At 67.4% G+C, this 24,517-nt stretch carries 26 protein-coding genes; 16 read left to right on the forward strand and 10 right to left on the reverse strand.

What is annotated here, in order from left to right; genetic code table 11:
• The first annotated feature begins 32 nt into the window (after window positions 1–32).
• Window positions 33–1,406: an MFS transporter gene (locus tag ACIBTM_RS25140; protein ID WP_395879558.1), complete on the forward strand. Its 1,374-nt coding sequence runs from the start codon at window positions 33–35 to the stop codon at window positions 1,404–1,406.
• Between the two features lie 18 nt (window positions 1,407–1,424).
• Here the strand turns inward: ACIBTM_RS25140 and ACIBTM_RS25145 are convergent, their stop codons facing one another.
• Window positions 1,425–2,114, reverse strand: a complete 690-nt coding sequence (locus tag ACIBTM_RS25145; protein WP_395879559.1) for an IclR family transcriptional regulator — start codon at window positions 2,112–2,114, stop codon at window positions 1,425–1,427.
• A 59-nt stretch (window positions 2,115–2,173) separates the two neighbouring features.
• On the opposite strand from ACIBTM_RS25145, the gene ACIBTM_RS25150 reads away from it, so the two are divergent.
• From ACIBTM_RS25150 to ACIBTM_RS25175, 6 genes are all read left to right on the forward strand, one after another.
• Window positions 2,174–2,707: a flavin reductase family protein gene (locus tag ACIBTM_RS25150; protein ID WP_395879560.1), complete on the forward strand. Its 534-nt coding sequence runs from the start codon at window positions 2,174–2,176 to the stop codon at window positions 2,705–2,707.
• Window positions 2,708–2,737: 30 nt separating this feature from the next.
• Window positions 2,738–4,198, forward strand: coding sequence for a 4-hydroxyphenylacetate 3-monooxygenase, oxygenase component (gene hpaB, locus ACIBTM_RS25155; protein WP_395879561.1), 1,461 nt, complete (start codon window positions 2,738–2,740; stop codon window positions 4,196–4,198).
• A gap of 289 nt (window positions 4,199–4,487) precedes the next feature.
• Window positions 4,488–5,201: a hypothetical protein gene (locus tag ACIBTM_RS25160; RefSeq protein WP_395879562.1), complete on the forward strand. Its 714-nt coding sequence runs from the start codon at window positions 4,488–4,490 to the stop codon at window positions 5,199–5,201.
• A complete protein-coding gene (gene thiL / locus ACIBTM_RS25165) occupies window positions 5,194–6,249 on the forward strand; it encodes a thiamine-phosphate kinase (protein WP_395879563.1) in 1,056 nt (351 codons plus the stop codon). Before ACIBTM_RS25160 ends, thiL begins: the two co-directional genes overlap by 8 nt.
• The gene (locus ACIBTM_RS25170) at window positions 6,246–7,013 is read left to right on the forward strand and encodes a hypothetical protein (protein ID WP_395879564.1); all 768 of its coding nucleotides are present in this window, start codon (window positions 6,246–6,248) and stop codon (window positions 7,011–7,013) included. The genes thiL and ACIBTM_RS25170 overlap by 4 nt, the downstream gene beginning before the upstream one ends.
• Window positions 7,004–7,648, forward strand: coding sequence for a class I SAM-dependent methyltransferase (locus ACIBTM_RS25175; protein WP_395879565.1), 645 nt, complete (start codon window positions 7,004–7,006; stop codon window positions 7,646–7,648). Before ACIBTM_RS25170 ends, ACIBTM_RS25175 begins: the two co-directional genes overlap by 10 nt.
• On the opposite strand, the gene ACIBTM_RS25180 is transcribed toward ACIBTM_RS25175, so the two are convergent.
• Together ACIBTM_RS25180 and cmk are read right to left on the reverse strand one after the other, a co-directional pair.
• On the reverse strand, window positions 7,645–8,079 hold the full coding sequence (locus tag ACIBTM_RS25180; RefSeq protein WP_395879566.1) for an HIT family protein: 435 nt from the start codon (window positions 8,077–8,079) through the stop codon (window positions 7,645–7,647). The two genes, ACIBTM_RS25175 and ACIBTM_RS25180, sit on opposite strands and share 4 nt — an antisense overlap.
• 90 nt (window positions 8,080–8,169) lie before the next feature.
• Window positions 8,170–8,844 (reverse strand): (d)CMP kinase, encoded by a 675-nt coding sequence (gene cmk, locus ACIBTM_RS25185; RefSeq protein WP_395879567.1) that lies wholly within the window; start codon window positions 8,842–8,844, stop codon window positions 8,170–8,172.
• A 579-nt stretch (window positions 8,845–9,423) separates the two neighbouring features.
• Here cmk and ACIBTM_RS25190 point away from each other — a divergent pair.
• Together ACIBTM_RS25190 and katG are read left to right on the forward strand one after the other, a co-directional pair.
• The gene (locus ACIBTM_RS25190; RefSeq protein ID WP_395879568.1) at window positions 9,424–9,855 is read left to right on the forward strand and encodes a Fur family transcriptional regulator; all 432 of its coding nucleotides are present in this window, start codon (window positions 9,424–9,426) and stop codon (window positions 9,853–9,855) included.
• 32 nt (window positions 9,856–9,887) lie between these two features.
• The gene (gene katG / locus ACIBTM_RS25195) at window positions 9,888–12,122 is read left to right on the forward strand and encodes a catalase/peroxidase HPI (RefSeq protein WP_395879569.1); all 2,235 of its coding nucleotides are present in this window, start codon (window positions 9,888–9,890) and stop codon (window positions 12,120–12,122) included.
• A 381-nt stretch (window positions 12,123–12,503) separates the two neighbouring features.
• Here the strand turns inward: katG and ACIBTM_RS25200 are convergent, their stop codons facing one another.
• The 3 genes from ACIBTM_RS25200 to ACIBTM_RS25210 are packed head-to-tail and all read right to left on the reverse strand — an operon-like array spanning window position 12,504 to window position 14,874.
• On the reverse strand, window positions 12,504–12,959 hold the full coding sequence (locus ACIBTM_RS25200) for an ester cyclase (protein WP_395879571.1): 456 nt from the start codon (window positions 12,957–12,959) through the stop codon (window positions 12,504–12,506).
• Window positions 12,956–13,852, reverse strand: a complete 897-nt coding sequence (locus ACIBTM_RS25205) for a hypothetical protein (protein WP_395879572.1) — start codon at window positions 13,850–13,852, stop codon at window positions 12,956–12,958. Before ACIBTM_RS25205 ends, ACIBTM_RS25200 begins: the two co-directional genes overlap by 4 nt.
• 11 nt (window positions 13,853–13,863) lie before the next feature.
• The gene (locus ACIBTM_RS25210) at window positions 13,864–14,874 is read right to left on the reverse strand and encodes a hypothetical protein (RefSeq protein ID WP_395879573.1); all 1,011 of its coding nucleotides are present in this window, start codon (window positions 14,872–14,874) and stop codon (window positions 13,864–13,866) included.
• Window positions 14,875–15,065: 191 nt separating this feature from the next.
• Between ACIBTM_RS25210 and ACIBTM_RS25215 the strand changes: the two genes are divergently transcribed.
• The 4 genes from ACIBTM_RS25215 (at window position 15,066) to ACIBTM_RS25230 (ending at window position 18,670) form a co-directional block, all read left to right on the forward strand.
• On the forward strand, window positions 15,066–16,466 hold the full coding sequence (locus tag ACIBTM_RS25215) for a fatty acid desaturase (protein ID WP_395879574.1): 1,401 nt from the start codon (window positions 15,066–15,068) through the stop codon (window positions 16,464–16,466).
• Window positions 16,463–16,657: a ferredoxin gene (locus ACIBTM_RS25220; RefSeq protein ID WP_007029462.1), complete on the forward strand. Its 195-nt coding sequence runs from the start codon at window positions 16,463–16,465 to the stop codon at window positions 16,655–16,657. The genes ACIBTM_RS25215 and ACIBTM_RS25220 overlap by 4 nt, the downstream gene beginning before the upstream one ends.
• Window positions 16,658–16,659: 2 nt before the next feature.
• Window positions 16,660–17,868 (forward strand): NAD(P)/FAD-dependent oxidoreductase, encoded by a 1,209-nt coding sequence (locus ACIBTM_RS25225; protein WP_395879575.1) that lies wholly within the window; start codon window positions 16,660–16,662, stop codon window positions 17,866–17,868.
• A gap of 175 nt (window positions 17,869–18,043) precedes the next feature.
• The gene (locus ACIBTM_RS25230; RefSeq protein WP_395879576.1) at window positions 18,044–18,670 is read left to right on the forward strand and encodes a TetR family transcriptional regulator; all 627 of its coding nucleotides are present in this window, start codon (window positions 18,044–18,046) and stop codon (window positions 18,668–18,670) included.
• Here the strand turns inward: ACIBTM_RS25230 and ACIBTM_RS25235 are convergent.
• Window positions 18,644–18,910 (reverse strand): hypothetical protein, encoded by a 267-nt coding sequence (locus tag ACIBTM_RS25235; protein WP_395879578.1) that lies wholly within the window; start codon window positions 18,908–18,910, stop codon window positions 18,644–18,646. The two genes, ACIBTM_RS25230 and ACIBTM_RS25235, sit on opposite strands and share 27 nt — an antisense overlap.
• A gap of 223 nt (window positions 18,911–19,133) precedes the next feature.
• Between ACIBTM_RS25235 and ACIBTM_RS25240 the strand changes: the two genes are divergently transcribed.
• Complete coding sequence (locus ACIBTM_RS25240) at window positions 19,134–19,436, forward strand: DUF1905 domain-containing protein (RefSeq protein ID WP_395879579.1); 303 nt, start codon at window positions 19,134–19,136, stop codon at window positions 19,434–19,436.
• Between the two features lie 3 nt (window positions 19,437–19,439).
• Here ACIBTM_RS25240 and ACIBTM_RS25245 read toward each other — a convergent pair whose 3' ends face one another.
• Entirely contained in the window at window positions 19,440–20,420 is a 981-nt protein-coding gene (locus tag ACIBTM_RS25245) for an ArsR/SmtB family transcription factor (RefSeq protein WP_395879580.1), read from the reverse strand.
• Window positions 20,421–20,486: 66 nt separating this feature from the next.
• Between ACIBTM_RS25245 and ACIBTM_RS25250 the strand changes: the two genes are divergently transcribed.
• A complete protein-coding gene (locus ACIBTM_RS25250; RefSeq protein ID WP_395879581.1) occupies window positions 20,487–21,671 on the forward strand; it encodes an MFS transporter in 1,185 nt (394 codons plus the stop codon).
• Here the strand turns inward: ACIBTM_RS25250 and ACIBTM_RS25255 are convergent.
• Entirely contained in the window at window positions 21,658–21,879 is a 222-nt protein-coding gene (locus ACIBTM_RS25255; protein ID WP_395879582.1) for a hypothetical protein, read from the reverse strand. The genes ACIBTM_RS25250 and ACIBTM_RS25255 overlap by 14 nt on opposite strands.
• Window positions 21,880–21,904: 25 nt before the next feature.
• Window positions 21,905–23,935 (reverse strand): MMPL family transporter, encoded by a 2,031-nt coding sequence (locus ACIBTM_RS25260; RefSeq protein WP_395879583.1) that lies wholly within the window; start codon window positions 23,933–23,935, stop codon window positions 21,905–21,907.
• 106 nt (window positions 23,936–24,041) lie between these two features.
• Here ACIBTM_RS25260 and ACIBTM_RS25265 point away from each other — a divergent pair, with 106 nt between their 5' ends.
• The gene (locus ACIBTM_RS25265) at window positions 24,042–24,515 is read left to right on the forward strand and encodes a MarR family winged helix-turn-helix transcriptional regulator (protein ID WP_395879584.1); all 474 of its coding nucleotides are present in this window, start codon (window positions 24,042–24,044) and stop codon (window positions 24,513–24,515) included.
• The last annotated feature ends 2 nt before the right edge of the window (window positions 24,516–24,517 follow it).

Consider the following 24,517-nt stretch of genomic DNA (forward strand, 5'->3'; position numbering starts at 1 on the left):
ACTCGCGTCAGGCCTATGTCAAAGGAGTCAAGGTGTCGAATCCAACGCAGGATGAGCGCACGCCCGGCCGGACCGCCCCACCGTCCTCCGACCGGCGCCGGGTCGCCTTCGCGACCGTCGTCGGTACCACCGTCGAGTGGTACGACTTCTTCGTTTACGCGTCCGCGGCCGGTCTCGTCTTCGGCAAGCTGTTCTTCTCCGGCCTCGGGGCGAACAGCACACTCGTTTCCTTCGCCACGGTGGGCGTGAGCTTCCTGTTCCGCCCGCTCGGCGCGTTCCTCGCCGGGCACTTCGGCGACAAGTACGGCCGCCGCGTGGTCCTGGTGCTCACCCTGATCCTGATGGGCGCCGCGACCACGCTGATCGGCGTGCTCCCGACGTTCGACCAGATCGGTGTCCTCGCGCCGGTACTGCTGATCCTGCTGCGGATCCTGCAGGGGGTTTCGGCGGGCGGGGAATGGGGCGGCGCCGTCCTGATGGCCGTCGAGCACGCGCCGTCCAAGCGGCGGGGACTCTTCGGCGCCTCACCGCAGATCGGTGTCCCGCTCGGCCTGCTGCTGGCTTCCGGTGTGCTGGCGCTGACCAGCCTGCTCGTCCCCGGACAGGCGTTCCTCGACTGGGGCTGGCGGATCCCGTTCCTGCTCAGTGTCGGGCTGATCCTGGTCGGCCACTACGTGCGGCGCCGGGTCGAGGAGAGCCCGGTCTTCCGTGAGATCGCCGAACGCCGTGAGCAGACCCGGACCCCGATCATCCAGCTGTTCCGCAAGCACGCCGTGCTCGTCGTGGTGGCCGCGCTGGTGTTCGCGGGCAACAACGCCGTCGGCTACATGACCACCGGCGGCTACATCCAGAACTATGCGACCAACCCGAAGGGGCCGATCGGGCTCGACCGCGGCCCGGTGCTGTGGGCGGTGACCGCGTCCGCGGCGACCTGGCTGATCTCGACGTGGGCGGCGGGCGCGGTATCCGACCGGATCGGCAGGCGGCGCACCTACGTCGTCGGCTGGATCGCGCAACTCGCCGGCATCGCGGTGCTCTTCCCCTTGGTGGACACCGGGAACATCGTGTTGCTGGCGCTGGGCCTGATCATTCTCAGTGTCGGGCTCGGATTCACCTACGGCCAGCAGGCGGCGTTCTACGCGGAGCTGTTCCCCGCGTCCATCCGGTTCTCCGGCGTTTCGATCTCGTACGCGCTGGGCGCGATCCTCGGTGGTGCGTTCGCGCCGACGATCGCCACCGCGCTGGTCGACGCGACCGGAACTTCGGTGTCCGTCGCCGTCTACCTGGGCGGGATGACCGTCATCGGCCTCATCGCCACGTTGCTGTTGCGGGACCGGTCGGGTATCCCGCTCGGGCCCGACCACGAAGCCGAGCAAGCGGTGAGCCCGCTGCGCTTCTCGAAGTGATCCCGCCGTCCGTGACGCTCACCCGCCGAGAGCGTCACGGACGGCCTTCGCCGCCGCCTTGAGCCGCTCCGCGAGCTCGGCGGGGGTTCGCGTGCTGGACAGATAGACGACCGCGAGAGCTGCCGGTGCCTGCCCGCGCACGGGGAGCGGCACGGCCACCGAGCTGAGGTTCTCGATCACCTCGCCGTGGCTGTCCGCGTAGCCGCGTTCGGCCACTTCCCGGACGTCCTCCGGCCAGTCCTCTTCCGGAAGCTGGGAAAGAATCGCGCGGCCGGGGGCGCCCGCGGTGAACGGATGCCTGGACCCCGGGCGCTGCGCGACGGACGCGACGGCGTGCCGGGGTTCCACGCTGACCAGGGTCACGCATTCCTCGCGGTCCATCACCGCCACGAAACACGTCATGCCGAGTTCGTTCGCGACCGCGGTCAGTTCGGGCAGTGCCGCGGCCTGCAGATCGTGTTTGATCCCCGCGGCCAGTGCGGCCAACCGTGCGCCGAGTTCGTATTTCCCGGCGGGTTCCCGCGTGAGGAGCCCGTGCTCTTCGAGGGTGCGGATCAGCCGGTACGCGATCGACCGGTGCACGCCGAGCCGTTCGGCGATCCGGTCGACGCTGAGAGGTTCTTGGGCGTCGGCAAGGACTTCGAGGACACGGATGCCGCGGCTGAGCGTCTGGGACGTGCTCGCGGTCTTGCGGGAGTCCGAAACCATCGTATACGATCCATTTCGATAGTTGAACTGGCTGTTCGATTATAGAACAGGAATCGACGATGATGTCACGCGAAACCAGTTTTCCGCCGGGTTCGAGCCTCTATCGGCCACCCGCGCAGTACTTCCGAGGCTGCCTGGGCCGGTTCGCGACGGGTGTCGCGGTGGTGACCTTCGACGCCGCGACGAAACGGCACGGCCTGACGGTGAACTCCTTCACCGCGGTCTCGATGGATCCGCCGCTCGTGCTCGTCTCGATCCAGCGCACGGTCAAGAGTCACGATCTGCTGGCGGGCTGCCCGTTCGCGGTCAACGTCCTCGGCGCCGAACAGGAGGCGCTCGCGATGAACTTCGCCGGCCGTCCGACCCCGGAAGGCGCGCCGACGTGGGTCGAGGGCGGGCATGCGCCAAGGCTCGGCGGTGTCCTGAGCTGGTTCGATTGCACGCCGTGGGCCGCCTACGACGGCGGCGACCACACCCTGTTCCTCGGTGAGGTGCGGGAGTTCGACTACCGCGCCGGTGACGCGCTCGGCTTCGTCGACGGACGGTTCTCGACGATCCACGAATCCGCGCAAGGTCACGAATCCCTGTTCTGACAACGACGTCCACCCGAGAAGGAGCACGACATGGGAGCCCGTACCGGACAGCAGTACCTCGACAAGCTCAACGCGATGACACCGGAGCTGTACGTCGACGGCGAGAAGGTGACCTCGAAGGTCGCCGAGCATCCGGCGTTCCGCAACAACGCGTTGACCTACGCGAAGCTGTTCGACCTCCAGCACGACCCGGCGCACCGTGACGTCCTGACCTACGAATCGCCGACCACGGGGGAGCGGGTCGGTACGTCGTTCCTGGTGCCGCGCAGCGAGGAGGACCTCAAACGCCGCCGCGCCGCCTTCTCCGTATGGGCCGAATACTCCAACGGTTTCCTGGGGCGCACCGGCGACTACATGAACTCGTCGCTCACCGCTCTCTCGACCGCGAAGAAGTTCTTCTCGCAGGCCGATCCCGTCTACGGCGAGCGCATCGAGAAGTACTACGAGATGGCGCGCGAGAACGATCTGCTCGCGACGCACACCCTGATTCCGCCGCAGGTCAACCGTTCGGTGTCCGGCAGTCAGCAGGGCGGTGGCAACCTGTCGGCGAAGGTGGTCGAGGAACGGGAGGACGGCATCGTCATCCGCGGCGCCCGCATGCTCGCCACGATCGCGCCGATCGCCGACGAACTCCTGGTCTTCCCGTCGACCGTCCTGCGCGGCACCCCCGAGGACGCCCCGTATTCCTACGCTTTCGCGGTCCCGAACGACGCGCCCGGCCTGAAGTACTTCTGCCGCGCCGGGCTCGACCACGGCCGTTCGCATTTCGACGAACCGCTCGCCTCCCGGTTCGAGGAGATGGACGCGGTCGTGGTGTTCGACGACGTCTTCGTCCCGAACGAGCGGGTCTTCCTGCTGGGGCATCCGGAACTGTGCAACGCCTGGTACTCCGAGACCGGCGCCGGCGCGCTGATGACCCACCAGGTAGTCACCCGCACACTGGCCAAGACCGAGTTCTACCTCGGGCTCGCGAGCGAGATCGCCGCCGCGATCGGGATCGGCGGTTTCCAGCACATCCAGCAGGACCTGTCCGAGCTGATCTCCTACGTCGAGATCGAGAAGGCCGTGCTGCGCGCGGCGGAGGCCGACGGCAAGCTCAGCGAGGACGGTGTTTTCCTGCCCAAGTGGGAAGTCCTGAACGCCGCCAGGAACTGGTATCCCACGAAGGTCTCGCCGCGGCTGACCGAGATCATCCGCAAGTTCTCCGCCTCCGGCCTCATGGCCTTGCCGGGCGAAGCGGATTTCGACGCGGAGGGCCGTCCCGACATCGACACCTACCTCCAGTCGGCCACCCTGCCGGCCAAAGACCGTGCGCGACTGTTCAAGCTGGCGTTCGACGCGTCGGTCTCGGGCTTCGCCGGACGGGAGTCGCTGTACGAGTACTTCTTCTTCGGCGACCCGGTGCGGATGGCGGGAGCTCAGGTGAACGCGTATCCGAGGGAGGCGCTGCAGGAACGAGTCCGGGAACTCTTGTCGCGCGAAGGCCGGTGAGTGCGGATTTCGCCGAAATCACCGTGAATTCGAACGGATAGCGACAGTCGGAAAGCGTCCGTCATCCATCGGGTGACGGACGTTTTTTCACGTCGTGCGGCAGGCGAGTATGTATCGGCCATGATGTGTCCTGCTTTTGTCCAAATTCTTGTCATCACGAATCCGTGAGCGGGTTACGACGTTCGAGTTAATCTCCGCATTGACCGTTCAAGTCCGCCATGACCGTGCGCAAAAATCCAGGTGCTCTGCTCGGCGAAGGCCAGGACGAAGCGAGGCGGCAGGGGGAGACATGATCGAAACCATGCAGTGCGCGGGTGCGGACTTCTGCGAAGAGCTTTCAGGTTCAGGTGACACTTCCTTCGCCCGTTTCTACGAAGGTGGCCCACCGTCCCGGCTAATACATTCAACAGAAAACTTGACGTTGCTGGCCGACATGTCGCCGCTCGTGCTCGGACATCTCCTGCTCCTGCCGTCGAATCATCACTTGTCGTTCGCCCAGGTGCTTTCCCGCCATCAGGAGGAGGTATGCGGCCTTGTCGACGACTTCACGCCGCTGTACCGGGAGACCTTCGGCGAGCCGCTGATCCTCGAACACGGTTCGAGTGCCGGACAGGAGAGCCACGCGTGCATCACGCACGCGCATCTGCACTTTCTCCCCGTCGACGGTGACGCCGTGGACGATCTCCTGATCGCGGACGGCCTGGTCTATCGGGATCTGGATTCACTCGGGGAACTCGCGCTCGGGCCCTGGTCGTCGTCGGCCTATTTCCTTCGTGTGTACCGGGAGAAAGTCCGGGTATACCTGCCGACCGGAGCGCAGAAAAGGCAGTATCTTCGCTCGATCGTCGGGACCGTGCTGGCGATCGAAGACCCGGAATGGGACTACGCGGTGGTGATGCGGAAAAGGGATCTTCGCGAGACCGTGCGAATGGTGGATTACTGGCCGGCAAAACTGAGTGGCGACGTCACGGCCGCCGAGCTGGAGCTGTCCTGTGGTGAGTGAGAAATTCTCGGACGAACCGACGAGACTGGCCAGGACGATAGTGCCGTTGTTCGCCCGGCAGGCGGGCGAGTTCGTCCCGGTTTCGTCGCCGGACGGCGGCCGGGTGGAATTGATCGCGGGAGCCGACGCGCAAGACGACTGCGCGGTCTTCCGGCTGGCCGGGGAGCACGACCTCGTGGTGGGCACCGATTACGTCCGCGGTCCCAAGTTCAGGCTCTACGAGATGGGACATCTGGACGAATACGACCTGGGGTACTACCTGGTCGCCGCGAATCTGAGCGACATCGCGGCGATGGGCGCGAAGCCGATCGGGCTGCTTTCCGTCGTGCGATATCCGGCCGAAATGGACGACGCGCTGTTCGGTCTCGTCATGCGCGGCATCCGGGACGCGTGCGCCGCCTTCGGCTGCCTCAACGTGGGCGGTGACATCGGCGGCGCGGAACGCCTGATCCTCTCGGCGTCGGCTCTGGGCGTGTGCCCGGCAGGCGGGGCGCTGCTGCGGTCGGGCGCGCGACCCGGCGACGTCGTATGCCTCACGGCGCCGACCGGACCCGCCGGAGCGGCGATGGCGTACCTGCGTTCCGGTGCCCCGGACCTGGTCATCGACAGCCTGCTGCCATCACTGCTCGCCGCCTGGAAACGACCGGTGGCCAGGGTGGACGAGGGACTCGCGCTCGGCGCCAGCGGGGTGGTCACGAGCTGTCAGGACACCTCGGACGGGCTGAAGGCCGCTTTGCTGAGCATCGCCGAGTCGAGTGGTGTCGGTATCGACGTCGACGAGCGGTCCATCCCCGTCCCCAAGGCGGTGTCCGCCGTGGCCGCACATGTGGATGTGGAGCCGTTGAGCCTGGTCATGGGCGACTCTGTCGACTTCGAACTCGTCTTCACCGTGCCATCCGCCCAGGTGGACGAACTCGCCGAAGCGGTGAGCTTCCACCGGATCGGCGTGGTCACCGAGAAGCGCGAGGTGGTCTTGACCGGAAAAGACGGCGAGCGGGCGGACCTGCCAGGCGAGGCGTGGCGGCACCAGCGTGCCGGAAAGGCATGAGCCGGAAAGCGGCCAAGATCGCGGACAAGGCGATTCTGCTTTCGGCGACACTCTTCCTGGCGGGCAAGGCGTACAACGTACCGGCGAAGGCCTTCTGGGACGGCCTCCTGAACGACCGCTCGTACCTGCTGCTCGTCGCTCTTGTCACGGCCGGGGTTTTCGGCGCTTTCGCACCGTTCGAAAGCTGGCAACGACGTGCCTTCGTGGACCGGAACGTGATGATGCGCCGTCGTGTGCTGTCCACGTTCGGCAGATTGCTCGAGATCAGCGCGAAGATCGATCCGCCGCTGAACACCGGCGACCTGGCACTCCACGTGTGGCGGAAGACGCGCACGGTGAGGCATCCGATCCATGGTGTGCTGAAGCGACTCTCCTCCTATCGGATGTCATCCTTTCCGGCGACGCGGAGTTTCGCCCCGGTGCGGGGTATCGGCGCGGTGGGACTGTGCTGGTTGCACGATCGCGAAGTGACGTTCGATGTCGCGCCGTTGGCTGCTCGCCTCACCGACGAGGCGAAATTCGACGATCACGTGGCACGGTGCGGTCGGGAATCGGTGATGAACCTGAAATGGGAGGAGTTCCAGGCCCTCAAACATCGGACGGCGCTGTTCGTCACACCGATCAGAAGCGGGCGCAACAAGTTCGTCGGCTGCGTGAGCGTCGATGCCGGCCGCGGCTACGAGGTGCTCGACCGTCGGGAACTGCTGGAGGAGATGACCAATCTGGGGATGGCCATCGGTCGCGAGGACTTCGAATGCACCTGAACGACGCTGAGTTGCGCGCCTTGGTGTCGAGTACTCGTCGAGCCTACGACGAGAGTGCCGGGGCCTACGTCCGGACTACCGGCACGCTAGACCTGTTTCCCGGTCTTGACCACGAGCTGGACCGTTTCTTCGATGCCTTGCCCGGAAGTTCGGTGCTGGACCTCGGCTGTGGTTCGGGCCGGGACGCCGAATATCTGATCGGACGCGGCGCGACCGTGGTGGCGGGAGACCTCAGTGAGGAGTTGCTCCGGCACACACGATGTCGTTGCGCGGTGGCCGGTGCGGTGCTCTGCGATCTCTTGACCTTACCGCTGGCCGGTGGGGTGTTCGATGGCGTTTGGGCGTGTGCCAGTGTCCTGCACTTGCCGAGCGAGACGCATCCACATGTCTTCTCCGAGATCCATCGAGTGCTCACGCCCGGCGGTGTCACGGCGATCAGCCTCAAGGAAGGGGATGGCGAGGGGTGGGCGCGAAGCGACCGAATGCCGTCGCCGCGATGGTTCTCGTTGCGCAGGCCCGAAGCGGTGGTGGATGAACTGGCCGCCGCAGGCTTCGTCTCGGCCCAGGTGTCGCCGAGCGGGCGCGGCAGCTGGTTCGTGGTGGAGGCGCGGAAGGGTTGCCAGGCCGTGTCCTAGCCGAGCCATTCGTCGGGATTGGTCCCCGGCAGGACATGCCGGATACCGCCTCGCGGGTCCGCCACGTCGCCTTCGTAACGGGGGATCAGGTGGATATGCAGGTGGTCGATCGTCCTGCCCGCCGCTTGCCCTTCGTTCACGCCGATGGTGTAGCCGTCCGGCTGGAACTGGTCTTGGATCCGGCGCCATGCTCGCTTGATCAGCGCATAGACTTCGGCGTGCTCGCTCGCCGTGAGCGAGAAGTAGGACTCCACATGTCTTTTCGGGACGACCTCGACATGCCCCTTGGCGGCTGGGAAGTTGTCCCACCGGACATAGATCTCGTTTCCCTTGAACAGAAGGTCATTCACCGAAGCGTCGTCGAAATGACAGAAGAGGCAATCGGCGGTCACCGGTTCGGCTTCGTTTTCCTTCGCCATCGCCGGTTTCATAACCGATACTCCTCGTCATTGATCGATCACTTGAAGTCATACCCATGGTCAACTTAGCTTCGTCGCAGACAAAGCAGAAGCGTACTCGCACTAACGGTTGATATCTAAACCTCTGTCGCGACACGCCGAGGTCATCAGCCGCAGTACCTGCTCGACGGTGAGCTCGGTGGTGTCGATTCTGATGGCGTCCTCGGCGGGGACCAACGGCGACGTCGTCCGGGACATGTCGGCCTCGTCCCGGCGGATCACGTCGTCGAGAACGTGTTCGTAGGACGCCGCCCGCTCTTGCCGTACTCGCCGCATCGCGCGGACTTCGGGCTTGGCGGTCAAGTAGAACTTCACGGTCGCGGCGGGAAAAATGGTGGTGCCGATGTCCCGGCCTTCGATGACGCACCGCGGCTGTGCTCCGGCCCAAAGCCTGATGAGGCTGGTGACCCGCCGGCGCACCTCCGCGATCTTGGCGACGGCCGAAACGGCGACATTGACCCGGGTCGCGCGCAGGTTGTCCGGGGCGTAGCGCTCGGAAGTCAACAGGTTCGCGGAACGGCTCGCCGTGATCAATTCGTCGCAGAGCCTGGTGACTTTCGTGGCGTTGTCGACCGGAATGCAACGCTGAAGTGCTTCGAAGGCGATGATGCGATAAGTTCTGCCGCTTTCCAGATAGCGCAGGTCGAACGATTTCGACAGTGCCAGACAGGTGGTGGTCTTGCCCGCCGCCGCCGGGCCGTCCACCGCCACGACGGTGCCGAGACCTTGTTCGGGCATGATTTTCCTTGCTGGTGCACGATGGGTGAAGCCGGACTGTGGGGAAGCAGGGCGCAGACGCTACCACGGTGGAAGCGCGTCGTGGGGTGCGTGTGCGATTGGCCTCGGAGCAGCGAAGATGGCCAGAATCCAGTTCTGGCAATGGTTTGCGGACCTCGGAGGGGGGTGAGCGTGGTCGATTCGGCCACGCTCCGACGCGGCCTCTCACTCGTCCAGGGTATGGCAGGTGCACCGGTTTGTGTTTGGAGTACGCGGAAAACCTGGTGTGGCGGTGGAGATTCCTTTTCGTGCGTGCAAGTTTCATCCGAATTTCGCACCTTCGGGTGCGCGTGCGGTCCAGACCAGTTCGCGGTTATCGTGAACCGCTTCGCATCGCGTTTTCGGCCGGTTGTTCGTCGAAGGGTGAAATTCTTGACGAGAATCTGTAACGAAGGCCACGGAGGCGACGTCGGCAAGGGTGACCACCCTTCCCGGGCTCGCGTGCGCAAGCGCGCCGGGTCTGGTCGCTCCGCGGGGGGCGAGACACGCCCGGGATCCTGCGAACTTGATTCATTCCAGAAAATGGGCCAGACTGCGGCCGTGCCCACGACCCAGGAGTTCGAGCGGATGCTGCGCGGGGCCTCCCTGCGCGTGACGCGTCCCAGGGTGGCCGTGCTGACAGCCGTACGCGACCACCCGCACGCCGACACCGACTCGATCATCGGTGCCGTGCGTTCAGAGCTCGGCGAGGTCTCTCACCAGGCCATTTACGACGTGTTGCGGGCACTGACCGCCGCGGGTCTCGTACGGCGGATCCAGCCGTCGGGGTCCGTGGCACGCTACGAGTCCCGAGTCGGGGACAACCACCACCACGTCGTGTGCCGAACCTGTGGTGCCATCGCCGACGTCGACTGCGCCGTCGGTCCCGCACCCTGTTTGACCGCGTCGAACGACCAAGGCTTCGTGATCGAAGAGGCCGAGGTCATCTACTGGGGCCGGTGTCCCGACTGTTCGATCGAACCCCGTTCCTGAGCCCTGCAGTTCTGATTCCCGGAAGGATTCCCGTGTCTGACAGCCCGGACGCCGTCGTCGGCGAAATGAACGAAGAGAGCGCGGGCGGCTGCCCCGTCTCGTCGGGCCGCCGCAACCACCCCACCGAAGGCGCGGGCAACCGCGACTGGTGGCCGAACCAGCTCAACCTGAAGATCCTCCGGAAGCACTCCGCCGCTTCCGATCCGATGGACGCCGGGTTCGATTACGCCGCCGAGTTCAAGACCCTCGACCTCACCGAGCTCGCGAAGGACGTCGACGCCGTCCTCACGACTTCGCAGGACTGGTGGCCCGCGGACTTCGGCCACTACGGCGGCTTCATGATCCGCATGGCGTGGCACAGCGCCGGTACCTACCGGATCGAGGACGGCCGCGGTGGCGCGGGCGCGGGCATGCAGCGCTTCGCCCCGCTGAACAGCTGGCCGGACAACGGCAACCTCGACAAGGCCCGCCGCCTGCTCTGGCCGGTCAAGAAGAAGTACGGCCGCAAGATCTCGTGGGCCGACCTGATGATCTTCACCGGCAACCGCGCGCTGGAGACCATGGGCTTCAAGACCTTCGGCTTCGCCGGTGGCCGCGCCGACGTCTGGGAGCCGGACGAGGACGTGTACTGGGGTCCCGAGCGCACGTGGCTCGGCGACGAACGCTACAGCGGTGACCGCCAGCTCGAAGGCCCGCTGGCCGCCGTGCAGATGGGTCTCATCTACGTGAACCCGGAAGGCCCGAACGGCAACCCGGACCCGCTGGCCGCGGCCCGCGACATCCGCGAGACCTTCGGCCGGATGGCGATGAACGACGAGGAGACCGTCGCGCTGATCGCCGGCGGCCACAGCTTCGGCAAGACCCACGGCGCGGCCGACCCGGACAAGTACGTCGGCCCCGAGCCCGAGGGCGCTTCGATCGAGGAGCAGGGCCTTGGCTGGAAGAACAGCTTCGGCAGCGGCAAGGGGCGCGACGCGATCACCAGTGGCCTCGAGGTCACCTGGACGCCGACCCCAACCCAGTGGAGCAACTGGTTCTTCCACAACCTCTTCGAGTACGAGTGGGAGCTGACCAAGAGCCCGGCGGGCGCCCACCAGTGGACGCCGAAGGACGGCAAGGCGAAGAACACCGTGCCGGACCCCGAGGACGGCAAGCTCAACCGCGCGCCCGGCATGCTCACCACCGACCTGGCGCTGCGTTTCGACCCGGTCTACGAGCAGATCTCGCGCCGGTTCTACGAGAACCCGGAGCAGTTCGAGGACGCCTTCGCCCGCGCCTGGTTCAAGCTGACCCACCGCGACATGGGCCCCATCCAGCGCTACCTCGGCCCGCTGGTGCCGCAGGAGACGCTGATCTGGCAGGACCCGGTGCCCGCCGTCGACCACGAGCTGATCGACGACGCGGACATCGCCTCCCTCAAGGAGAAGCTGCTCGCTTCGGGCCTGTCGGTCTCGCAGCTGGTCTCCACCGCGTGGGCGTCGGCCTCGACCTTCCGCGGCAGCGACAAGCGCGGTGGCGCGAACGGTGCCCGCATCCGCCTCGAGCCGCAGCGTGACTGGGAGGTCAACGACCCGCAGACGCTGTCTCAGGTGCTGCGGACCCTCGAAGGTGTCCAGGAGGCGTTCAACAGCGCCCAGACCGGCGGCAAGAAGGTCTCGCTCGCCGACCTGATCGTGCTCGGTGGCGTGGCCGCCGTCGAGCAGGCCGCCAAGGACGGTGGCCACGAGGTCACCGTGCCGTTCACGCCGGGCCGCACCGACGCGACCGCGGAGCAGACCGACGTCGAGTCGTTCGCGCCGCTGGAGCCGACCGTGGACGGGTTCCGCAACTACCGCGGCAAGGGACACCGGCTTCCGACGGAGTACCTGCTCATCGACCGCGCGAACCTGCTGAACCTGACCGCGCCCGAGCTGACCGTCCTCGTCGGCGGCCTGCGTGTCCTCGGCGCCAACGCCCAGCAGTCCCAGCACGGCGTGTTCACCGAGAAGCCGGGGTCGCTGACCAACGACTTCTTCGCGAACCTGCTCGACATGGGCGTGCAGTGGACCGCCACGTCCGCCGACGCGGAGGTCTTCGAAGGCCGCGACTCCGCGACCGGCGAGGTGAAGTGGACCGGTACGCGTGCCGACCTCGTGTTCGGATCGAACTCCGAGCTTCGTGCGGTGGCTGAGGTCTACGCCAGCGACGACGCCAAGGAGAAGTTCGTCCGCGACTTCGTGGCGGCGTGGGACAAGGTCATGAACCTCGACCGCTACGACGTGGCGTGAGCCAGGTCTGAACGTCCGGGTCCGTCGCTTCCGCGGCGGGCCCGGACGCCGGGGCTGAAGGCCCCATTCGTCGCATCAGACTCAGCGAAGTGAGCCTTCAGTCCACTGTCGGATATGGGGTCGTGCGTGGCGGTCCGGGGTTCAGGGTCACGGTGTCTCAGGTACCCGTTGCCGGGCGGTGTCGCGTGACTGGATGGACGACACACGTGACTGGATGGACGACACGGGGCGGGGACCCGGCTGATCACGTGTGTCGTCCGTCTGATCACACGGGGCGTCCATCCAGTCACGCGAAACACCATCGGCCCTCCGCACGCACCAGCCAGACCGGCAACCGAGACCCACCCGGGCCCGTCGCTTCCGCGGCGGGCCCGGACGTTTTCACACGTTGCCGGACGCCAGCAGGGTCAGCAGTTCGGCGTGCCCGGCCTGGGTGATCAGGCTGGCGGCGTCGAAGTAGATGCGCTCGTTGGTGATCCTGTCCTCGTCGAAGAAGAACACCGCGATGATCGGCACCCGGAACGCCTTGCCGGTCGGCGGACGGCCGTAGAACTCGCCGAGGTTGGTGCCGAGCAGGTCGAACTCGACGATGACCGACTCGTCGGCGAAGTGGTACCGGACGTTGTCGTGCCGCTGGTCCGGGAAGGCCGTGCGGGTCATGCGGTAGTACGCCATGACCTCTTCGTCGCCGTCGAAGATCTGCCCGGTCGCCATGATCTCGTAGTGCGGATGACCGTTGAAGGTGCCCAGCGTGCGGTCGAACTCGTGGGCCACCTCGGTGTCCATATGCTCTTCGATGATCTTGTGGCGGCGGTCGCGCAGGTCTTCGCTGATCACTGGTCCTCCGGGGCATTCCTGGTCGCGACCCGGAGCCTACCTCCCGCGGCCTCGTCGTCGGTGCCGTAGAGCAGGCTGCCGCACGAGCGCGAAAGGCAGGTCAGCGCCTCGATCTTGTGGCCGGGGAAGTCGCCGATCCGCACCGGGACGGGGGAGAGCGCGATCGAACCGTCGGAGCGGAGCACGCCCGCCTCGTAGACAGCCGAGTCGAACGGGCCTTCGTCGCCGGGGTCCGACGCGGCCGAGACCAGGACGCGGTCGTCCGCGGTGATCTCGACGTCCGAGGTGTGCCGGACATTCGTGGCCGGATACGGGACCCGGAACGGGATCGACTTCGGCTTCTTGAAGGACAGCTTCGAGACCGAGAACTCCGCGGAGTACAGCGTGGCGGGCCGGGCGTCCTGACCGCGGTCCGCCCAGACCGCGAACAATCGGTCATTCACCTTTTTCAGCGCGAAACCCTCGTAGTTGTCTTCCGGGTCGCCTTTCGGCACCCGGAAAGTGCCGAGCACGTTCAGGTTCCGGTCCTTCAGCTCGAAGTGAAAGCCCTTGCCGTCGCTGGCCAGTGCGATGAATTCGCCGGTCTTTCCCGGCACCGGTTCGGCTGCTTCCAGATCGACCGGGAGCTCTCCCGGCCAGTCGATCGTGTCCACCTTGGACACCTTGCCGTGCTCGAGCCGGACCCGCACCGCCCGGTTCTCGCCGGGCTTCTTGTTGTCCCGCAGGACGAGCGCGTCGATCCGGCCGTCGTCCCGGTCGAGCACGGCGATGCCGCTGGCGCCGGAGGTCATGCCGGTGCCGATGGATTCCCAGCCGTCGCCGGCGAGTGCGGCGGACGGCAGGAGCATGGGAAGGGCCAGGGCCGGAAGAATCGCGAGGGAGGCGAATTTCATGCTGGGCCGCCTCAGCCGCAGGAAAGGGTGCCGGCGCGGAGCGCGTGACCGCCGTCGTTCCCGTCGTCGGCCCAGACGACCTGCTTGGTCCCGGAGGCGCACGTGGCCGAAATCGCGAAGCCTTCGTTGTTGTAGTCCGGCATTCCGCTCGGCCGGTCGTGGGTGGCCGTGACGGCGAACTTGCCCTGCGCGTCGACGGCGAGCGTCGCCGAGTCGCCGCCGCAGGTGTCGTCGCAGACCGCCCACAGCTTGCCGGTGGAAGCCTCGTACTCGAGTTCCATGATCGAGCCGAGCCCGCTCGCGAAACTTGCCACCCGGGTGTACTTCCCGCCCGCCTGGTCGAGCGCGTAGGCGTAGATCATCCCGTTGCTTTCGAGGCCGACGAGATAGAGACCGGTCCCGTGGCCTGGGTAGCTGCCCGGGTTGTACGGCGCCTTCGTGCGCTGATCGACGAACCCCTTGGCGGTGAGGGCGCTGTCCGGGATCCAGGAGACCGCTTCGAGACCGTCGTTGGCCGACACCTTCGGCAGGTCCGCCGTCAGATCCCATTCGGCCTTCGCCGTGAGGGTCTTGGCCGTGCCGGAGACGTCGTACCGGAGCACCTTGAGCGCGCTCGTCTTGCTGTTGTCGCCATCGCGTTCGGTAGCCGCGACCACGCCGTCCGGGGTGGCGACGACGGCTTCGGCGTCGGGGTCGCCCTTGCCGCCGCGGTAGCGCAGCTGCTTGCCCGACGACCAGCCGTTGGCGGTGTCCGGCTGCCACTTCGCGCCGTTGCGCACGAGGCGGTACAGCGTGCCGGGGCCGTTCTTGACCGCCCAGAGGACGTCCGGGCCGCCGAACGACAGGCCGCTCATGTTGCCGCCGAGGACGTTCGAACCGTCGGCGTTCGTGACGGCGGAACCGCCCGGCCACGGGCTGTTCGCCGTCGTGCTCGCGGTGGCGGTGGTGGCGGGCAGGACCAGCAGGGCCGTGGCGATGGTGGCCATGGCGGCGGGCCGGATCCTGCGAGGTGATCGAGGCATTCGCGCTCCTTCGGGCGGACGAAGTGGGTCGCGGCGTGTCGTCACAAGTTAAGTAAGTTTCCTTACGAACACAAGATCTCGCCAAGTTCTCACCGAATCAAGCAACGCTGGGTTTACAAAAGATGGCCTCTTGTCAAACCGGGTGTACATCACCTATGGTTTTGTAAACCCAGCCAATGGAGGAGGGTGCGATGAGCGAGATGACGGGCACGATCCCGGCGGGCTCGACCGAACGCTGGACCGACAGCAAGCGATATCTGTGGCTGATCGGCCTGGTGGTGCCTTCGCTCGCGTTCCTGGCCATCGGACTGCACGCGGCCACCGGCTGGGGAGTGTGGTTCTGGATCGGGCCGATCGTGATCCTGATGATCGTGCCGCTGATCGACCTGGTGGCCGGGCTGGACCGCAGCAATCCGCCGGACGACGTGATCGAACGGCTGGAGCGGGATCGCTACTACCGGTGGATCACCTTCGCGTTCCTGCCCATCCAGTACGCGGGTTTCGTGGTCGCGTTCTGGCTGATCGCCCGCGGTGACCTGTCCGTCGTGGACAAGGTCGGCCTGGCGATCTCGATCGGCTGTATCGGCGGGATCGGTATCAACACCGCGCACGAACTCGGGCACAAGAAGGAGAGCCACGAGCGTTGGCTGTCGAAGATCGCGCTGGCGCAGAGCTTCTACGGCCACTTCTACATCGAGCACAACCGCGGCCACCACGTCCGGGTGGCCACTCCCGAGGACCCGGCCAGCAGCCGGGTGGGGGAGAGCTTCTACCGGTTCTGGCCGCGCACCGTGTTCGGCTCGCTGAAATCCGCGTGGGGGCTGGAGCGCAAGCGCTACGCCCGGCGCGACCGGCATCCCTTCCGGATCGGCAACGACGTGCTCAACGCCTGGCTGATGTCGGCGGTGCTGTGGGCGGCGATGGCCGTGTGGCTGGGGCCGGGGATCCTGCCGTACCTGGTGATCCAGGCGGTGATCGGGTTCTCGCTGCTGGAGGTCGTGAACTACATGGAGCACTACGGCATGCGGCGGCAGATGGTCGGCCCGCCGAACCGCCGCCGGTACGAACGCGTGGACCCCAGCCACAGCTGGAACTCCAACAACATCGCCACCAACGTGCTGCTCTACCACCTGCAGCGGCACAGTGATCACCACGCCAACCCGACTCGCCGCTACCAGACGCTGCGTGATTTCGCGGAATCGCCGGTGCTCCCGACGGGTTACGCCGGGATGATCGTGCTCGCGCTGGTCCCGCCGGTGTGGCGGCGCGTGATGGATCCGCGGGTGCTCGCCCATTTCGACGGCGACATCTCCCGCGCCAACATCCAGCCGTCGAAGCGGGGCAAGGTACTGGCTCGCTACGGAACGCGTGTCACCACGCCGTCGCGGCACGTCGCCGACACGCACGGCGACGCGACCGAGGGCGGGATGTGCCCCGGCTGCGGCTACGTGTACGACGAGAAACTCGGCGACCCGCGTGAGGGCTTCCCCGCCGGGACCCCGTGGTCGGCGATCCCGGATTCGTGGTGCTGCCCCGACTGCGGGGTGCGGGAGAAGGTCGATTTCGTGGCACCGGGAAGGGTCGGAGCATGATGAAGATCGAGGCGGACCGCGCGAAATGCGACGGCCTGGGCATGTGCGAGGCGATGGCGCCCGACTTCTTCGAGGTGGGCGACGACGGCACGGTCGTGGTGCTCGACGAGCGACCCGGTGAGGAACACCGTCAGGACCTGTCGGCCGCCGTCGACGCCTGCCCGGTCCTCGCCCTGAAGCTGCGGGACTGAGCATGGCACTGGTCGTCGTGGGAGCGTCGCTGGCCGGGTTGCGCGCGGTGGAGGCGGCGCGCCGGGACGGATACCGAGGGCGGATCGTGCTGATCGGCGCGGAGGACCACCCGCCCTACGACCGGCTCCCGCTGTCGAAGTCGTTCCTCGACGCGGAAGGACCCGGCAAGGTCGAGCCGTTCCACGGCGAGGACGCGTTGCGCGACGAGTTCGGCGTCGAGCTGATGCTCGGCGCACCCGCGGACGGGCTCGACACCATCGCCCGCGAGGTGTCGGTGGCGGAGATGACGGTTCCCTACGAGGCACTGGTGATCGCGACCGGCGCCACCGCGCGGCGGCTGCCCGGAAGCGAGGGGATCGCCGGGGTCCACACGTTGAGGACCGCCGAGGACGCGCTGGCGGTCCGTGCCGCGCTCGACGACGGGGCGCGCACGGTCGTGATCGGAGCGGGTTTCATCGGATCGGAGGTCGCCGCCGCGGCACGGAAGCGTGGGCTGCCGTCGACGATCGTGGAGGCGCTCGACGTCCCGCTCATCCGGTCCGTCGGCGCCGAGGCCGGTGCGGTGTGCGCCGCGCTGCACCGGGAGGCGGGCACGGAACTGCGGCTGTCCACCACGGTCACCGGCCTGGAGTCCGACGGCGCTGTGGTGACGGGCGTCCGGCTTTCGACCGGCGAAGTGTTGCCCGCCGACCTGGTGGTCGCCGGCATCGGCGTCGTCCCGGCCACCGGCTGGCTGGCCGGAAGCGGGGTGCCGCTGCACGAGCGCGACGGCGGCGTGGTGTGCGACGCCACGCTCGCGACCGGGGTGCCCGGCGTGTACGCCGCCGGGGATGTCGCACACGCCGCGAACCCGTTGTTCGACGGTGAGCTGATGCGGCTGGAGCACTGGACGAACGCCGCGGAGCAGGGTGCCGCGGCCGCTCGCCACGCGCTCGCCCCGGAAGCGGCGCGGGCGTTGTCGCCGGTGCCGTACTTCTGGTCGGACTGGTACGACCATCGGATCCAGTTCGTCGGTACCCCACGGGCGGATGAGGTGGTGACCGCTGTTCCGGAGTCCGGTGGTTTCACCGCGTTGTACCGGCGCGGGGACCGGATCGTCGGGGCGCTGACCGTCGACCGGCCGCGCGAGATCATGAAGTACCGTCGCCATATCGCCGGGCGGGCGCCGTGGCCGGAGGCGCTGGCGTTCGCAGCGGGAACGGCGGCTTAGAAGGTGTCTTCCGAACGAAGGTCAACACAACGGTGAGGGCACGCGCGCGTCTTTTTTCGGCCGGAGGCCTCGGATTCGCGGAGGCGGGCCGCTGACGTGGCGGCGTGAGTGACCAGCGGATGCCGCGGCCCGGCTACGGAAATCCGAAAGCGCGCCCGGAAAGGCACAGCCTAGAATGACGATCATGAGTGAGGTACCGGTTACGGGGGGTCCGTACCGTCAACCGATCGTCGCGTCGGCGATCGAGCTGACCGTGCGTTCCGGCTGGTCCTCGGTGACGATGAGCAAACTCGCGGAGATCGTCGGCGTCAGCCGCCAGACCGTCTACAACGAACTCGGCTCGAAGACCCAGCTCGCCGAAGCGATGATCTCGCACGAACTCGCCCGGTTCCTTTCGGTGGTCCGGGATGCCTTCGAGCGGCACCCCGAAGACCTCGTCGAGGCGATCCACGACGCTGTCCGCGGTGTTCTCGAACTCGCCGACGACAATCTTCTGCTGCGCGCCATCGTCTCGGCCACGCACGGCGCCGACACCGAGTTGCTGCCGCTGCTGACGGTGCGAGCCGGGAGCCTGCTGAGCGAAGCGACCGTGATGCTGCGCGGCCGTGTCCGCGCCTACGGTCCACCGCTGGACGCCGCACAGCTGGATGTGGCGATCGACGTCGTGGTCCGGACCGTGCTGAGCCACGTCATGCAGCCGTCGGACACCCCGGCGCGCACGGCCGACGCGCTGGCATGGATGGCTTCGCGGGTGCTCGGCGCGACGACGACCCGTTCACTGCGGCATCCTTCGGAGGATTAGGGCCGCCGTCTCCGCCGGGCTCAAGCGGGTGTTGTCGATGCGCACGTGGTCGTGCCGCTCGATCAGGTCCTGGGCGTGGGTGCGCCGCGTGCCGTCGGTGTTCATGACGTAGTCGCGGAGACCCTCTACGTAGGTGTAGACGAGGCAGGTGCCAGGATGCTTTGCCCGGGCGATGTCCACAAAGGACCTCAGCTGGTGTGGGCTGAAGGCTCCCTTCACCCCGGTCGGATACGGTCGCACGTGACGCTTCGGGTCAGGTCCGTGAAGGCCCCCTTGCCTCGGCTCAGCCGAGGAAACTCGACCTTGCCCAGTACATGAAGGCCTCCTTCCTTGCGCCTAGGTACAGGAAGGGGGCCTTCATGTACCTCTAGAGGGTGCCCAAGACACTCACGACCGCGCAATCATGTACGCAGGCGGCCTCGGGTCGCGCGGAACTGTCGGTCCCATATGCGACGCTCCAGGAATGATCGTCGTGTTCGATGCCGAACTCTGGGTCTGGGACGCCCGCCGAGGGGAGAGCTGGACCTTCGTCAGCCTGCCCCAGGACATCTCCGAAGAGATTCGCGAGATCACCGACGGACCGCGCCGCGGGTTCGGCGCGGTCCGGGTCCAGGTCGGGATCGGCGGCAGCAAATGGAAGACGTCGATCTTCCCGGACGCCAAACGGGGTGCCTACGTGTTGCCGGTCAAGAAAGCGGTCCGCAAGGCCGAGGGGATCGAGGAGGGTGATGTCGCGAAGGTGACCGTCGAGCTGATCGACCTCTGACCGTCAGAGCAAGCGTTCACCGAGCGGCGTCGTCAGGTAGAGGACGCCGCGGCCGGAGCGTTCACGCGCGACGAGCCCGCTGTCCCGCAGGACCTTGAGGTGCTGGGAGACGGCACTCGGCGTCACGCCCAAGGCGCGTGCCAGGTCGGTCGTGGTCGCGGGGGAGGACAACGCCGTCAGGAGAGTGGCCCGCGTCCGCCCCAGCAGCCGTACCGTGCTGGACCCGGCCGAGCGGGTTCCGGCGGCCCACAGGGCGCCGGTTCCCCGTGCCGGATAGCGGATCGTGGTCTGGGTCGAGGTGTTCTCCTTGACCAGCACATACGGTGACCCGAGGACGACCGGCATCAGCACCAGGCCGCCCGGCCCACGCGGGATGACACGATGCTGATCGCGCCACCGCCGGCCCGCCAGGATCACCCGATCGTTGTGCCAGCGGAGATCCGGATGCAGGTGCGTGAACAACCGCTCGGCACCTCCCGCGGTCAGGGCCCGGGCGTGGTACCCGACATCGGCGTCGAGCGCCGCCCGGATCCGCGGCCAATGCGGTGCGACAAGGCGGTCGTGGGCGTTACGCAGTTCCTCGGCGACCTCCCGCAGACCGGAGGTGGGATCATCGGCGAGGGCCGTGACGGCGGGAGGACGTTTTTCGCCGAAGACCCGGTCGAGGCTGGCCCTCACCCGGTCTTCAGGGGTGCGCCGCAGCGCGTCGAGGTCGTTTTCGAGGGAATCCCCCGAGTCTTGCGGGGCCGGGACCAGGAACTCCGGCCAGCCGAGCCTGCCGGTCACGACCAGCGGCCAGGTCCGGGAAAGATCGAGCGGCGCGCGATCGAGTTCCTCCCGCGCCCACCTCAGCCAGGGCAGATTGACCGCGTTCCGGTCGATCCCGGCGAGCTGCTGCAGGCAGGCCACGGTCTCGGACAGCGGCGAGATCGCGAACCGGGTCGCGGCCAGCTCGGCGACGCCCAGCTCGATGGTCATCGACATCGCCCGAGTATGTAGGCCAGGGCTAAATAGTGTCTCCGGAACATCGGACGTCGCCACGATCCGATCATGACCGACCTACCCCGCGCCTTCCGACGACTGTGGTGGGCCACCGGGATCGACAGCCTTGGCAACGGCGTCTTCACGGCGGCGCTGCCTCTGCTGGCGGTGACGGTGAGCCATGACGCCAGGGACGTCGCCCTGGTCTCCGCCGCGACGTACCTGCCGTGGCTTCTGCTCTCCCTCACCGCCGGCTCCGTCGTCGACAGGGTCGATCGGACCACCCTCATGTGGCGAACGCAGACGCTCCAAGCCCTGATCGTCGCCGTGCTCACCGCGCTCGTCGCGGCGGGGGCCGTCACCGTGCCGGTGCTCGTCCTGCTCGCGTTCGCTCTGGGGTCGTGCGACGTCTTCTACGACAACGCGGCGCAAACCGCGGTTCCGGATCTTGTCCCGAACGGCTCGCTGCACCGGGCGAACGGCGGTCAGCAGGTGGCGATGATCGTGGGCAGGCAGTTCCTGGGCCCGCCTCTCGGGAGCCTGTTCTTCGCACTCGCCGTGGCACTCCCGTTCGCCGTCGACGCCGCGTCGTTCGTCTTCGCCGCGGTACTCCTGGCAAAGCTGCCGAGGAGAGGTGGCCGGACGGAAAGCGTGAAGGTTCTCGATGGAGTCCGGTGGCTGATGAGGCACCGCCTGCTCCGTGCTCTTGCGTTGCTGCTGGGTATCAACACCTTCTGCGGTCAGCTCGGGAACGCGACCCTCGTCCTGTTCGTGACCGACGTCCTGCATCTCGGCGCGGGTGTGTTCGGTCTGCTGCTCGCCGGTGCGGCGATCGGGGGCGTCGTCGGCGGGCTGGTGATCACACGGCTGGTCGCCTGGCTCGGCGACCTCCGCGCGCTCCTCGTCTCGCTCGCCGTGAACGCCGCCGTTTTCGTCGGAATGGGGTTCAGCCCGAACGTCGCCGTACTCGGCGGGCTCTTCGCGGTGAGCAGTTTCGTGACGACCATCTGGAATGTCGTCACCGTCGGCGTCCGGCAACAAGAGGTGCCGTCGGCTCTGCTCGGCCGGGTCAACAGCGTCTACCGGCTGCTCGGCTGGGGGCTGATGCCGCTCGGCGCGCTGACCGGTGGGCTGCTCGCGCACAGGTTCGGGCTTCGCGTTCCCTATCCCGTCGCTGGCGTCGTGCGCGGCCTCGCGCTCCTGGCCGCGCTTCCGGTGCTGATCCCGGCGATGCGAGACGCTACTCCTCGGTGAGTTCGGCCAGCTGATCCGCGGCGTCCTGGTTCCCCTGTGCGGCCAGCCGGCGCAGTTCGTCCAGCGCGCCGAGTTCGGTGGCCGTTTCGATCAGCTGGTCCGCCGCGTCGCTGCTGCCGCCGTCGGCCAGCCGCCGGAGTTCGTCCAGATCGCCCCGCTCGCCGGCGTCCTGGATCCGTTCGTCGATGGCGTCCTGGTCGTCGCTCATGGTCACCAGGTTAGGGGCAGCGCGTTCATTCCCGGCCGGTCTTCGCCAGTTTCGACGGCCACCAGATCTTCCGTCCGACGTCCACCGCCAGAGCCGGTACCAGCAGCGAACGCACCAGGAGCGTATCGAGCAGGACGCCGAACGCGACGATGAAAGCGAGCTGTGCCAGGAAGAGGATCGGAAGGACGGCGAGGGCGGCGAAGGTCGCGGCGAGCACGACGCCCGCGGACGTGATCACGCCGCCGGTGACACGCAGGCCGCGCAGTGTCCCGTCCCGCGTGCCGATCCTGCCCGCCTCTTCGCGGACCCTGGTCATCAGGAAGATGTTGTAGTCGATCCCCAGCGCGACAAGGAAGACGAAGCCGAACAGCGGGACGACGGGGTCGGCACCGGGAAAGTCGAAGACGTGGTTGAATACCAGTGCCGACACCCCCATCGTCGCGGCGAAGGACAGCACCACCGTGCCGATCAGCAGCAACGGCGCCAGCAGTGACCGCAGCAGCAGCGCGAGCACGAGGAAGATCACGACCAGGACGATCGGGATGATCACCATCCGGTCGTGCTCTGAGGTCTCCCTCGTGTCGAGCAGGGTGGCCGTCGGCCCGCCGACCTTCGTGCCGTCGACGGTGTGCACGGCGTCGCGGATCCGGTGGACCGTCGCGACGGCCGCGTCGGAGTCCGGGGGATCGGCGAGCACGGCGTCGATCTTCGCGAGCCCGCCCGCTTCGGGGCCTTGGCGGACGTCGGAGACACCCGGGACACGCGCCAGCGCGGTGACGGCCTGAGCCTGACCGGCGGGAGTGATGATCACCGTCGGCGAGCCGGAGCCGCCGGGGAAGTAGCGCGAGAGGACTTCCTGTCCCGCGACGGAATCGACCGGCGTGAGGAAGACGTCGGACTGCGCGGTGCCGGAGGCCTTGAGCTGGGGGAGGAACGCGCCGCCCGCGAGCAGGACGACGCTCGTGACGATCCAGATCGTCCGCGGTGCGCGGGCGACCAGGCCCGACACGCGTGCCCAAAGCCCACCGGTCTCGTCGCGAGGCGGCGCCACCGCCGGGCGGAAGGGCCAGAAGGCGTTGCGCCCGCACAAGGCCAGGACGGCGGGCAGGAACGTGATGGTCGTGATGAAGGCGGCGCCGATGCCGATGGCGGCGACCGGGCCGAGGCCCTTGTTGGAGTTCAGATCGCTGAACAGCAGGCACAGCACGCCGAGGATCACGGTCCCGGCGGAGGCCGCGATCGGCTCGATGGTCGAGCGCCAGGCCGTGCGGAGCGCGGTGCGGGCGTCGTCGGTCGTCCGGAGTTCTTCGCGGTGGCGCGAGATCATCAGGAGCGCGTAGTCGGTGGCGGCGCCGAAGACGAGGATGAACAGGATCCCCTGGCTCTGCCCGTTCAGCGCCAGCACGTCATGCTCCGCGAGCAGGTACACGGCGAGACTCGCCGTGCCCAGCGCGAACACCGCCGACAGCAGGACGAGCAGGGGAAGGAGCGGGCTCCGGTAGACGATGATCAGGATGACCGCGACCACCGCACCCGCGACCAGGAGGAGCAGTCCGTCGATCCCGCCGAACGCCTCCTTCAGGTCGGCGACCTGCGCGGCGGGGCCGGTCACGAGCACTTTCAACCCGTCCGGGGTGTCACGGGCGAGCGACTCCCGCAGGGCCTCGACGCCGTCACCGGGGTCGGTCGTGGCGTCCAGGAGCACAACCACCTGCGCGCCCGCGTTGCTCCGCGGGGCAGGCACGAGCCGTGCGTTCGACGTCCGGTCGGCGAGGAATCGCTTGTCGGTCTCGGTCAGGCCCGACGGCCGCTCGGCGACGACGATCGCCGGGATGACGGAGGCGCTGGAGAACCGCTTCTGGAGTTCGCCCACTTCGGTCGCTTCGGCCGACGCCGGCAGGAAACTGCTGCTGTCGTTCTCCGTGACCTGGCTGAGCTTGCCCGCGTACGGGCCGCTGAAGCCGCCGAAGATCAGCCAGGCGACCGCCACCAGGGCCGAGAGCAGCCACCGGAGACGTGACCGCGTGCGGGCGGGGCGTTCGACTTCCGAGATCATGGACCGATGGCTCCCGTGACAGCGCTACTTCGACGAGTGAATAGTTTGACCATCGAAATAGTAGAGTGGTCACCCGGACGGGGCAACGCGAGGGGAGTTACCCGACATGGCTGAGGACGTCGAACAGGTCCCTGACGACCTGCTCGTACTCCTGCTGCGGCAGTTGACCGTCGAATCCGACCGGTTCGCGGAGTTGTTCGGCGAGAAACACGGCCTGCACCGGACCGACCTCAACGCGCTCGCGGTGATCATGGACGCCGCCAGGATGGGGACGCCGATGAGTCCGAGCACGCTCGCGAGCGCGTTGCACCTGAGCGCGTCGGCGACGACGGCGGTGCTGGATCGGCTTGAGCGGGCCGGGCACCTCCACCGGGACCGGAGCGCGACCGACCGGCGCAAGGTCGAGTTGCGGATGCACGAGAAGGCGCGGGAGATCGGCGCCGAGTTCTTCCTTCCGCTCGGAAAGCGCTACGCCGAAGCGTGGCGGGAGATGGGGGAGGACGAGCGGAGGACGGTCGCCCGGTTCCTCCGGGGCACCATCGCCGCGACGGTCGAAGTGCGCGGCCGGCTGGCGCCGTGAAC

It is taken from the genome of Amycolatopsis sp. NPDC049868, assembly GCF_044461365.1.
Classification (GTDB): Bacteria; Actinomycetota; Actinomycetes; order Mycobacteriales; family Pseudonocardiaceae; genus Amycolatopsis.